This is a genomic window from Limnohabitans sp., assembly GCF_044361645.1.
Taxonomy (GTDB): domain Bacteria; phylum Pseudomonadota; class Gammaproteobacteria; order Burkholderiales; family Burkholderiaceae_C; genus Limnohabitans_A.
This window is the reverse complement of record NZ_JBIKIL010000129.1, coordinates 1-10662: the sequence shown is the minus strand read 5'-3', so window position 1 is coordinate 10662 and position 10662 is coordinate 1. Positions and strand designations below refer to the sequence as shown.

The following is a 10662-nucleotide window of genomic DNA, read 5'->3' as shown; positions in this document are numbered from 1 at the left end:
CACGGACACGGTCGCGCCGGTCTGCTGGGCCGCTTCCTTGACCGAGGCGTAAATCGGGATGTTGAAGATGGACTCGCCCGCCTTCTTGGGGTTCACACCCGCGACAAAGCAGTTCTTGCCGTTCGCGTATTCCTGGCACTTTTCCGTGTGGAACTGACCGGTTTTGCCGGTGATGCCTTGGGTGATGACTTTGGTGTCTTTGTTGATGTAGATGGACATGTTGGTTCCTGGGTTGAGCGTTGGGCGTTCGGCGTTCGGCGTGAAATCACGCTCTGCGCTGAACGCTCAAGCTTGCATTCACTTGACGGCTGCGACGATGGCGGTCGCGGCTTCGGCCATGGTGTCGGCGGAGATGATGGGCAGACCGGATTCGGCCAGCATTTTCTTGCCCAGCTCGTCGTTGGTGCCCTTCATGCGCACCACCAGAGGCACGGACAGGTTCACGGCTTTGCAAGCGGTGATCACGCCGGTGGCGATGGTGTCGCACTTCATGATGCCGCCAAAGATGTTGACCAAAATGCCTTTGACATTCTTGTTGGTCAGCATGATCTTGAAGGCTTCGGTGACTTTTTCGGCCGTTGCGCCGCCGCCCACGTCCAAGAAGTTGGCGGGCTCGCCGCCAAACAACTTGATGGTGTCCATGGTGGCCATGGCCAAGCCAGCGCCGTTGACCAAGCAACCGATGTTGCCGTCCAAACTGATGTAGGCCAGGTCAAACTTGGAGGCTTCGACTTCTGCTGGATCTTCTTCGTCCAGATCGCGGTAGGCCACGATTTCGGGGTGACGGAACAAGGCGTTGGCGTCGAAGTTGAACTTCGCGTCCAAGGCCATCACCTGGCCTTTGCTGTCGCGGTTCAGGGGGTTGATTTCCACCAGCGACGCGTCGGTGTCCATGTAGCACTGGTAGAGCTTTTTGAAGATGTCCACGGCTTGGGCGGTGGAGTCAGCAGGCATGCCAATCGCGTCGGCGATCTTTTGGGCTTGGGCATCGCCCAAACCGGTCAAGGGGTCGATGAACTCGGTGATGATTTTTTCGGGCGTGCTGTGCGCCACTTCTTCGATGTCCATGCCGCCTTCGCTGGAAGCGATGAAAGCCAGCTTTTGCGTGGCACGGTCGGTCACGATGGACACGTAATATTCTTTGTGGATGTCGGCACCGTCCTCAATGTAGATGCGGCGGACTTTTTGACCTTCGGGGCCAGTTTGGTGGGTCTTGAGTTGCATGCCCAAAATTTCGGTGGCCAAACGCTTGACATCGTCGAGGGTTTTGGCCACTTTCACACCGCCGCCTTTGCCGCGTCCACCCGCGTGGATTTGGGCCTTCACCACCCAAACGGGGCCGCCGAGTTTTTGCGCGGCCTCAACCGCCTCTTGCACATTGAATACCGGAATGCCGCGTGGAACGGGCACACCGAATTGACGCAAGATTTCCTTGCCTTGGTACTCGTGGATCTTCATGAGGTCTTCTCTCAGAGGGGTGGTAATTCGACCGGTCCGACATAAGTACTTGGTTTAAACCGGGCACATCGGCAGACTCTGGGCGCTGCAGACAGCGACTGTATCATGCTGCATTGCACCAATCCTGGGCCTTGCGTCTTACATTGGCTTGACGCTGAAAGCCCGATCTTTTCGTGAAAGTCACACCATGGCGAAAATTTTCATCGACGGCGAAGCGGGTACGACGGGTCTTCAAATCCGCGAGCGACTGGCGCTGATGCCCCAGGTCGTGGTGCTCAGCATCGACCCCGCTCGCCGCAAAGACCCTGAAGCCAAGCGCGAACTCATGGCGGCAGCCGATTTGGTGGTGCTGTGCCTGCACGACGATGCCGCGATCGAGTCGGTGGCCATGGTCGACAGCCTGCCGGGCGTCAAGCCACGCATCGTGGACGCCTCTACGGCCCACCGTTGCCACCCCGATTGGGTGTTCGGTTTTCCTGAGTTGGCCGCCGATCAGGCCGCGGCCGTGCGCCAAGCACAGCGGGTGGCCAACCCCGGCTGCTACGCCACGGGTGCGATCGCCATCTTGCGACCTTTGGTTGACGCGGGGCTGATGCCCACAGACTTTCCGGTCTGCCTGCCTTCGGTGAGTGGTTACTCCGGTGGTGGCAGGGCCATGATCGAAGACCATGAAGCGGGCAAGGCCCCGTTGTTCGAGGCCTACGCCTTGGGCCTGCAGCACAAACACATACCGGAAATCATGCGCCACTCTGGCCTGACCAGGCGGCCCTTGTTTGTGCCCGCTGTGGGCAATTTCCGCCAAGGCATGTTGGTGCAACTGCCTCTGCACCTGGACGCTTTGCCAAGCCAACCGACGGGCGCTGATGTGCACGAGGCTTTGCGCAAGCATTACGCGGCCAGCCGCGCCGCAGGCGGTTGGGTGAGCGTGGAGCCCGCCACCGACCAGCTGAAGCTGGACGCCACGGCCCTGAACAACACCAACCAGCTGGAAATTCGCGTTTTCGCCAACGAGGCCGCGCGCCAGGCCGTGGTGATCGCCCGCTTGGACAATTTGGGCAAAGGCGCCAGTGGCGCGGCGGTGCAAAACATTCAGCTCATGCTGGGCTTGTAAAAAGTCTTGGGTCAGCAAGGCCCAGCAGGGGCTCAGCTCAGGCTCACGGTCGTGTGACAACACACCGCCCGAAAGGGGTCCCTTATTTCCAGCGCACCAGCTCAATGTGCACGCTGCCCTTGTCGCTGCTGAAGGTCACGCTGCCTTCTTGCACGGTGGCTTGCAGCAGCATGCTGCGCTCGGCCAATTTGGCCAATTCTTGCGAGCTTTCGGTGGGCACGCGCCAGACCTGCAGTTTGTCCAGACGGGTGAGTTTGGTTTCAATGCCTTTCCACCAGACTTCGGCCGCGTGGTTGAAGCAGTACAGCAGCACCTCATCGGCTTTTTGGCAGGCTTTCATGATGGGCTTGTCTTCGGGCTGACCCACCTCCATCCACACGCGGGTGCGGCCTGTGAAGTCACGCAAGCTGCAATCCGGGTCGTCCGGGTCGGACAGGCCCGCGCCAAACGCCAGCTTGCCGTCACCGTTGCAGACGGCTTGCAGTTTGTAGGCGTTGATGGCCAGCGCCAGCAGGCGGATCATCATGCGCTCGTCGGTTTCACTCGGGTGCCGCGCCAAGGTGAGTTGGTGGTCTTCGTAGCAGCTGTGATCGATGTCAGCGATCGACAGGTTGGCTTTGTAGATGGTGGATTTGAGGGCCATGGTCAGTCTTTCCGGGCCAACATGCGCCACGCCAACAGCTGAACGCCGTTGCGCAGGAACGATGTTTCGCCGCCGTAAATGAGCAAAGGGGTGCAAGCTTGCGCGCCTGCCATGCTGGCAGAACGCAGACCTGCGCGTACGTAATCACCCGTCGGCGTTTGTCCAGACTTGATCTCGACGGTTTGCAACTGGCCTGTGCCTGTCTCGTACAACAAATCCGCTTCCAGCCCATTGTTGTCCCGCCAAAAATGCAGGTCCGACGGCTGGCCTTGGTTGCTCCTGTGCTTGAGGAATTCGGACACCACCCAGTTTTCAAACAAGGCACCGCGCGCAGGGTGCAAAGCCAGTTGCTCCGCTTGGCGAATACCCAGCAACCAACACACCAAACCCGTGTCGACGAAATACAGCTTGGGCGTCTTGACCAAGCGTTTGCCAAAATTGCGGTGGTAGGGCGTGAGCAAAAACACCACATCGCTGGATGCCAGCACTGAAAGCCAAGCACGCGCCGTGGTGTGGGTGATGCCCGCCTCGCTGGCCAAGGCACTGAGGTTCAACAACTGTCCCGTGCGTCCGGCACACAAGCGCACAAAGCGCTGGAAGGTCGCCAAGTCCTGCACCTGCAGCACCTGCCGAACATCGCGCTCCAAGTAGGTGGTGATGTAACTGGCGAACCAATCCACCGGCTCGGTGGACGCGGCCACATGCAAAGCGGGGTAAGCGCCGCGCCAAAGCGCTGAGTCCAAAGAGAGCTTGCCAGAGCCCACGCCAGAAATTTCGGCCGCCGAAAACGGTAACAAACGGCTCATGGCCACTCGACCGGCCAAGGACTGCGTGACGCCCGCCAACAAACCAAATTGCTGTGAGCCCGTGAGGACAAACCGGCCAGGTGTGCGGTCCTCATCCACCATGCCTTGCAGGTAAGAAAACAGCTCAGGCCAACGCTGGGCCTCGTCAAAAATCGCCCCTTGCGAAAAGCGCGCCAAAAACCCACGCGGGTCATCGGCGGCAAAGGCGCGCTCTGTCGGGTCTTCCAAAGAGATATAGGGCTTGCCTGGGAACAAATGCCTGGCCAATGTGGTTTTGCCAGACTGGCGTGGACCGGTGATGGCCAACACAGGAAACGACTTGGCCAGACGCAGCAGCGTGGGGGTCAGTTGTCGTTCAATCATGCAGTGATTTTATACAAATTGAAAAAACGATCTTCAGTTTGTATAAACCGACTTGGCCACACGCGAAGCGGCATGGCCCTGAGCGCGGTCAAACCCGGCGCGCCAATTCAGCGGCTTTGCCGATGTAGCTGGCCGGCGTCATGGCCAACAAACGGTCTTTGTCGGGCTGCGGAATGTCCAGCGCAGCAATCAAGCCATGCAAGTCTGCAGCCGTCACGGTTTTGCCGCGTGTGACTTCTTTGAGCTTTTCGTAAGCGCCCTGAACACCATAGCGGCGCATCACGGTCTGGATAGGCTCGGCCAGCACTTCCCAAGCAGCGTCCAAATCGGCGGCCAGCGCTTCTTCGTTCAACTCCAGCTTGTTCAAACCCGTCGTGAGCGAGGCGTAGGCCAGGGCGGTGTAACCCAAACCCACGCCCATGTTGCGCAACACGGTCGAGTCGGTCAGGTCGCGCTGCCAGCGGCTGATGGGCAGCTTTTCAGACAGGTGCTTGAGCACGGCATTGGCCAGGCCCAGATTGCCCTCGGCGTTTTCAAAGTCGATGGGGTTGACTTTGTGCGGCATGGTGGACGAACCGATCTCGCCGACTTTCAAACGTTGTTTGAAGTAACCCAAACTCACATAACCCCAGATGTCGCGCGACAAGTCGATGAGGATGGTGTTGGTGCGCGCCATGGCATCGAACAACTCGGCCATGTAGTCGTGCGGCTCAATCTGGATGCTGTAGGGCTGAAACGTCAGACCCAAGCCCCATGCGCCGACCTGCGCCTCGTCCAATTCGGGCGTCTCCACCACCTGGCGGGCAAAGGCCTCCCAATCGAACTCAGGCCAAGCCGACAGGTGCGCGTTGTAGTTGCCCACTGCGCCATTCATCTTGCCCATCAACGGGACCTTGGCGATCTTTTCGCGGCAAGCGTTCAGGCGCATCACCACATTGGCCATTTCCTTGCCCACCGTGGTGGGGCTGGCGGTTTGGCCATGGGTGCGGCTGAGCATGGGCACCTCGGCAAAGGCGTGCGCCATGTCGCGCAGCTTGGCGATCAAAGCATCCAAACCCGGCAAGATCACTTGGGCACGCGCGCGCTTGAGTTGCAGCGCGTGGCTGGTGTTGTTGATGTCTTCGCTGGTGCAGGCAAAGTGCACAAATTCGGCCGCTTTTTCCAACTCCGGACGGTCTTTGAACTTGGACTTGATCCAATACTCCACCGCCTTGACGTCGTGGTTGGTGACTTTTTCAAACGCCTTGATGGCCAGCGCATCGGCCTCGTTGAAGTTTTTCACCAAACCCGTCAAATAACTGCGCGCACCCGTCGACAAGGGCTTGAACTCGACAAAGCCTGCGTCCGACAAAGCCATGAGCCAAGCGACTTCCACCTGAACACGGCAGTGCATATAGCCTTGCTCACTCATGAGCGGGCGCAGGGCATCAAGTTTGCTGGCGTAACGGCCATCCAGGGGAGACAGGGCGGAAAGAGGGGAAAAATTCATCACTGGATTGTAATTCCCGGCGTTTCATCACGGCCCCCCGCCACAGACGGTCGAACTTCCCCATTTGGAGAACGAGATTCACCTAGAATCGGCGCTCCTCAGGCTCTCTTTTCCCAGATATGAAACTCATCGGCTCCGTTACCAGTCCTTATGTTCGCAAGGTGCGGATTGTCATGGCCGAGAAAAAGCTGGACTACCAGTTTGTCACCGAAGACGTCTGGTCTGCGCAGACCACCATCCACGCCTCCAACCCCATCGGCAAAGTGCCCTGCTTGGTGATGGAGGGGGGCGAGGCCGTGTTTGATTCGCGCGTGATCGTTGAATATCTAGACACACTGTCCCCTGTGGGCAAACTGATCCCGGCGAGTGGGCGCGAGCGCGCGGAAGTTAAAACTTGGGAAGCGCTTGGTGACGGTTTGCTGGATGCCGCATTGCTCGCCCGCATGGAGGCGGTGTGGACCGGGCGTGACAACAGCCAACGCAGCCAAGCTTGGATAGACCGCCAACTTGACAAAATCCAGCATGCCTTGCTGGCCATGCACAAAGGCCTGGGGGAAAAAGCATTTTGTTCAGGGGTTCACATGGGCCTGTCCGACATTGCTGTGGGCTGTGCCCTTGGGTATTTGGACTTCCGTTTTGCGCAAATTGACTGGCGCACGCCCTACCCCAATCTGCACAAACTCCACGACAAACTTTCGCTGCGCCCCAGTTTCATCGACAGCTTGCCCCACTGAGGTCTGTTGCGTTGATTGGGGCACACCGGCCTGGTGCTTGGCTTTTTCATGCCCCCGATGCCAAACACCGGCCCTGCCACATGCACGCCATGGGGCCCCATCGCAAGCGGGGTCAGCACCCCCAAGCCTCAAACGAGCGCTTAAACTCCCCGCATCCATCACCACAATGCAAGGACAAAGCCATGGGCGCGCAGTGGAAAGCAAAAGGCAAGGCACAGGCAGCAGACGCCCGGGGCAAGCTGTTTGGCCGACTGGCCAAAGACATCATGATCGCGGCGCGCAACGGCGCAGACCCAGCGGCCAATTCGCGCCTGCGTCTGGTGGTGGAGCAGGCCCGCAAAGTCTCCATGCCCAAAGAAACCCTGGAGCGCGCCATCAAAAAAGGCGCTGGCCTGTTGGGCGATGCGGTGAGCTTTGAGCGGGTGATCTACGAAGGCTTTGCCCCCCACCAAGTGCCGGTGATGATCGAGGTGCTGACCGACAACGTGAACCGCAGCGCGTCCGAGATGCGCGTGCTGTTTCGCAAAGGCCAGCAAGGCAGCTCGGGCTCGGTGTCGTGGGACTTTGACCATGTGGGCCTGATCGAGGCCGAACCCGCACAGGCCGGGGCTGACCCCGAGCTGGCCGCCATCGAGGCCGGTGCACAAGACTTCGAACCCGCCGACGAAGACGGCATGACGGTGTTCATCACCGAAGCCACCGACTTGGACCTGGTTAGCCGCGCCTTGCCCGCACACGGCTTCACCGTGGTCGCGGCCAAGCTGGGTTACAAGCCCAAAAACCCGGTCGACCCGGCCAACTTGAGCGCCGAACAACTCGAAGAAGTCGAGGCCTTTTTGGGCGCCATTGACAACAACGACGACGTGCAAAACGTGTTTGTGGGGCTGGCGGGTTAAGGGCTCTGCAAACTCAGCGTCGACAGACCCCAAATCGATGTAAACAAGTTGATCGGGGCGTGGCGGGTTAGACGGGTTTACTTCACACGTGTCTTTCAGACGCCACCGGTTGCCACCCTCCGCGCCACGAAACTCAGGCAAGCGCAGCTTCGGCAGTAGGCTTGTTTTTGTTGTCGTTCATGCTTGCATCTCTTTGCCGTCGTTCTGGTCATCGCTGTCCCACATCTCTCGGTAGGCGCGGACACAGCTCGCGGTGGCCTGCGGGTCTATAGACGCACAGTGTCGGCAGAGGGTTTTGAAGAGGGCCAAGCCCTCGGGCAGGCACGCATGGTTGAGCAATGGGTCGAGCGTGTGTTCAACCCGCTGCGCAGAATGTCTTGCACGGCAGGCGCCAGCGCCTCAATGGCCTGCTGGTGCAGGGCCTGCAGCGCAGCTGCTGCGGACGCCAGCATCTGGCGCAATTCTGTGGCAGGGTCAGCTTCTGTTGCAGCAGCGGGCTTTGCAGGCAGATTCATTTCAATACGGCCTTTCCTTGTGCGGTCAGGCGGTATTGCTGCAAGCGGCTGTTGGGTTTGTCGGGCATCGTCGGCTCAATCCAGCCACGTTCTAAGGCTGGCCGCAGATAATTGGTTTTGAAGGTGGGCCGGTGTTTGAGGCTGAGCATCTGCTGAATGTCTGATGGTGCCCGCGCTCCCGCAGTCAAGGCGTGCAAAAGCCTGACGACTGGGTCGGTGACTGGGTCGGTGACTGGGTCGGTGACTGGGTCGGTGACTGGGTCGGTGACTGGGGCCTCAACTTGGTCGGTGACCTCTTCTTCATGCACCCGTCTGCTGGCTGCAAAGGTGATGCGCAAAAAGTTCTCGGTGAACCGAAAGCACTCAGGTCCATAAAACTCGGTGATGCGGGGCAGACCCGAGCCCAGGTGCTCGACCATTTCCAAGTCTTTGAAGACGCGCATCAGCTCTTTGTTGCGCGGGATGGAGTAGCCCTCAAAAAACTCAGCGGGGGTGAGGCCTTCGGGCAAAGCACAGGCCGAGGTGATTTCGATGCGGTCGGCAAAAATTTCAAACTTCGGCGGCGCTTCGCGGCTGTAGTCGTTGTGGACGATGGCGTTGATCACGGCCTCTCGCAGGGCCACGGGGTTCCACAGCCGCACGTCGATGCGCTCTTTGGCGGTGATGGTGCTGGCGGTTTTATTTTCCAGCTCCAGCTTGTCGAGCACTGCTTTGGTCGCTTTGACGAGTGAACAGTAGCCGTATTCGTTGGCCTCCATCAAATGCACCCGGTTTTTGCCTCGGTACTTGGCCACTTTGATGGACATGCCGTTTTCGTCGGCCAACAAATAGGCGGCGTAATTGAGCGCGCCATCTTCGGTGGTGAGCTCCAGGTTGGCTTTGAACTGTCGGCCCAGGGGTTTGCGCTTTTCTTCAAAGTAAATGCGCAGTTGCTCAAAGCTCAGGGATTGGCGGTGGGCTTTGATTTTGCCAATCGAGTTGCGGGTGCGGTTGGCAAACAGCCGCTCAATCATGGCGGTGGGCATGGGCTCGGCGGCGCTGCCCACGCGCACAAAGCAGCCCTTTTCGCTCAGGCCATATTTCTTTTTGGCATAGGGTTTTTCGCTGCCGCTGGCCACAATGACCTTGATGCACAGCACGCCCGGCGGGCCTTCTTCTTCGAGCACATCAAACAAGCCCATGGCCGAGGGGCTGATGTTGTTTTTGATGCGGTCTTTGACCTTGAGCATGTCGCCGTCCACATCGGCCACGCCCACACGCTGCCCTGTATTGTCAACGCCGATGTAAATGAAACCGCCTTCGTGGCTGTTGAGAAAGGCAACGACTTCTTTTTCCAGGTCGAGCTCGGGCGTGAGCTCGCGCTTGAGCTCAACACGGTGGTTTTCGCGCAGAAGCTCAGTGTTCATTTTGTAACTGCTTTTATTACAAAACAGCCCGCCGCTTTTGCACCGCCCGCGCCAAGGCCTCCAACACCGGCACCGTCTGCACAAAGCCGATGCAGGCGTCGGTGATGGACACGCCGTGGGCGAGCGGTTGGCCTTGTTTCAGGTCTTGCCGGCCTTCGTTCAGGTGGCTTTCGATCATCAGGCCCATGATGCGGCGGTCACCTGCGGCCACTTGGGCGGCCACATCGTGCGCCACCTCGATTTGCTTGGCGTGCTGTTTGCTGCTGTTGGCGTGCGAGACGTCCACCATGACTTGCGGCGCAATGCCCGAGGCCTGCAAGACTTGGCAGGCCGCGTCGACATCGGCCGCCGAATAGTTGGGCGCTTTGCCGCCGCGCAAGATGATGTGCACGTCTTGGTTGCCACGGGTCTCAAAAATCGCCGCTTGGCCCATCTTGGTCATGCCCATGAAGGCGTGGGGCGCTTGGGCCGCCACCACCGCGTCTGCCGCGACTTTGACACCGCCGTCGGTGCCGTTTTTAAAGCCCACCGGGCACGACAGGCCGCTGGCCAGCTGGCGATGGCTTTGGCTCTCGGTGGTGCGCGCGCCGATCGCGCCCCAAGTGACCAAGTCACTGATGTACTGCGGGCTGAGCAAGTCCAGAAATTCGGTGGCCACGGGCAGGCCGACATCGAGGATGTCCAGCAACAATTGGCGCGCCATCGCCAGCCCCTGGTTCATGGCAAAGCTGCCGTCCAGGTGCGGGTCGTTGATGTAGCCCTTCCAGCCCACGGTGGTGCGCGGCTTTTCAAAATACACGCGCATCACGATGTGCAAATCCTGCGCATGCTTGTTGGCCTCGGTCTTGAGCAGCTTGGCGTAGGCGATGGCCTGGTCGTGGTCGTGGATGGAGCAAGGCCCGACCACGATCACCAGACGGTCGTCCCGGCCTTGCAGCACGTTCGAGATGTCTTGCCGCGAACGCTCCACCAGCGCCAAGTGGGCAGGCAATGCGGGCAGGCGCTCTTCGAGCAAGGCCGGGGTCATGAGGGGGCGCACCGAGGCGATGCGGGTGTCGTCGATGCGGGTTTTGTCTTGGGTTGAAAGCATGGCCGGATTCAAAAGCTGGATGCACAAGTGGGTCGGTGGCAGCCCCGTATTAACCTATTTCCGGCAGTTGACGTTGCATAAACCGGCCGCAAGCTAGACTGGTAGCCAGTTTCAACGGATTTACAGAGGTCACCAAATGGGTGAAGCCAAA

The 10662-nt window shown here is 59.4% G+C and carries 9 protein-coding genes and 1 pseudogene; 3 read left to right on the top strand and 7 right to left on the bottom strand.

Going from position 1 to position 10662, the window contains the following annotated elements:
• Together ACIQ39_RS16360 and sucC are read right to left on the bottom strand one after the other, a co-directional pair.
• Positions 1-219, bottom strand: a pseudogene (locus ACIQ39_RS16360) (succinate--CoA ligase subunit alpha); the annotation flags it as partial.
• A 78-nt stretch (positions 220-297) separates the two neighbouring features.
• The gene (gene sucC, locus ACIQ39_RS16355; protein ID WP_396435668.1) at positions 298-1458 is read right to left on the bottom strand and encodes an ADP-forming succinate--CoA ligase subunit beta; all 1161 of its coding nucleotides are present in this window, start codon (positions 1456-1458) and stop codon (positions 298-300) included.
• A gap of 187 nt (positions 1459-1645) precedes the next feature.
• Here sucC and argC point away from each other — a divergent pair, with 187 nt between their 5' ends.
• The gene (gene argC / locus ACIQ39_RS16350; RefSeq protein WP_396435667.1) at positions 1646-2569 is read left to right on the top strand and encodes an N-acetyl-gamma-glutamyl-phosphate reductase; all 924 of its coding nucleotides are present in this window, start codon (positions 1646-1648) and stop codon (positions 2567-2569) included.
• A gap of 82 nt (positions 2570-2651) precedes the next feature.
• On the opposite strand, the gene ACIQ39_RS16345 is transcribed toward argC, so the two are convergent.
• The 3 genes from ACIQ39_RS16345 to purB all read right to left on the bottom strand — a co-directional run bounded on the left by ACIQ39_RS16345 (position 2652) and on the right by purB (position 5870).
• Complete coding sequence (locus tag ACIQ39_RS16345; protein WP_396435666.1) at positions 2652-3212, bottom strand: YaeQ family protein; 561 nt, start codon at positions 3210-3212, stop codon at positions 2652-2654.
• Between the two features lie 2 nt (positions 3213-3214).
• The gene (locus ACIQ39_RS16340; RefSeq protein WP_396435665.1) at positions 3215-4381 is read right to left on the bottom strand and encodes an ATP-binding protein; all 1167 of its coding nucleotides are present in this window, start codon (positions 4379-4381) and stop codon (positions 3215-3217) included.
• 88 nt (positions 4382-4469) lie between these two features.
• Complete coding sequence (purB, locus tag ACIQ39_RS16335; RefSeq protein ID WP_396435664.1) at positions 4470-5870, bottom strand: adenylosuccinate lyase; 1401 nt, start codon at positions 5868-5870, stop codon at positions 4470-4472.
• A 119-nt stretch (positions 5871-5989) separates the two neighbouring features.
• Here purB and ACIQ39_RS16330 point away from each other — a divergent pair, with 119 nt between their 5' ends.
• Both ACIQ39_RS16330 and ACIQ39_RS16325 read left to right on the top strand, forming a co-directional pair.
• Positions 5990-6604, top strand: coding sequence for a glutathione S-transferase N-terminal domain-containing protein (locus ACIQ39_RS16330; RefSeq protein ID WP_396435663.1), 615 nt, complete (start codon positions 5990-5992; stop codon positions 6602-6604).
• Between the two features lie 182 nt (positions 6605-6786).
• Positions 6787-7500: a YebC/PmpR family DNA-binding transcriptional regulator gene (locus ACIQ39_RS16325; RefSeq protein ID WP_396435662.1), complete on the top strand. Its 714-nt coding sequence runs from the start codon at positions 6787-6789 to the stop codon at positions 7498-7500.
• A 511-nt stretch (positions 7501-8011) separates the two neighbouring features.
• Here ACIQ39_RS16325 and ACIQ39_RS16320 read toward each other — a convergent pair.
• Complete coding sequence (locus tag ACIQ39_RS16320) at positions 8012-9421, bottom strand: Fic family protein (RefSeq protein ID WP_396435661.1); 1410 nt, start codon at positions 9419-9421, stop codon at positions 8012-8014.
• A 16-nt stretch (positions 9422-9437) separates the two neighbouring features.
• Complete coding sequence (locus tag ACIQ39_RS16315) at positions 9438-10511, bottom strand: 3-deoxy-7-phosphoheptulonate synthase (RefSeq protein WP_396435660.1); 1074 nt, start codon at positions 10509-10511, stop codon at positions 9438-9440.
• Positions 10512-10662: the final 151 nt, after the last annotated feature.

Bases quoted from the DNA above. Each gene is read 5' to 3' on its own strand.
- sucC (WP_396435668.1), bottom strand. From the start codon at position 1,458: ATGAAGATCCACGAGTACCAAGGCAAGGAAATCTTGCGTCAATTCGGT.
- argC (WP_396435667.1), top strand. From the start codon at position 1,646: ATGGCGAAAATTTTCATCGACGGCGAAGCGGGTACGACGGGTCTTCAA.
- ACIQ39_RS16345 (WP_396435666.1), bottom strand. From the start codon at position 3,212: ATGGCCCTCAAATCCACCATCTACAAAGCCAACCTGTCGATCGCTGAC.
- ACIQ39_RS16340 (WP_396435665.1), bottom strand. From the start codon at position 4,381: ATGATTGAACGACAACTGACCCCCACGCTGCTGCGTCTGGCCAAGTCG.
- purB (WP_396435664.1), bottom strand. From the start codon at position 5,870: ATGAATTTTTCCCCTCTTTCCGCCCTGTCTCCCCTGGATGGCCGTTAC.
- ACIQ39_RS16330 (WP_396435663.1), top strand. From the start codon at position 5,990: ATGAAACTCATCGGCTCCGTTACCAGTCCTTATGTTCGCAAGGTGCGG.
- ACIQ39_RS16325 (WP_396435662.1), top strand. From the start codon at position 6,787: ATGGGCGCGCAGTGGAAAGCAAAAGGCAAGGCACAGGCAGCAGACGCC.
- ACIQ39_RS16320 (WP_396435661.1), bottom strand. From the start codon at position 9,421: ATGAACACTGAGCTTCTGCGCGAAAACCACCGTGTTGAGCTCAAGCGC.
- ACIQ39_RS16315 (WP_396435660.1), bottom strand. From the start codon at position 10,511: ATGCTTTCAACCCAAGACAAAACCCGCATCGACGACACCCGCATCGCC.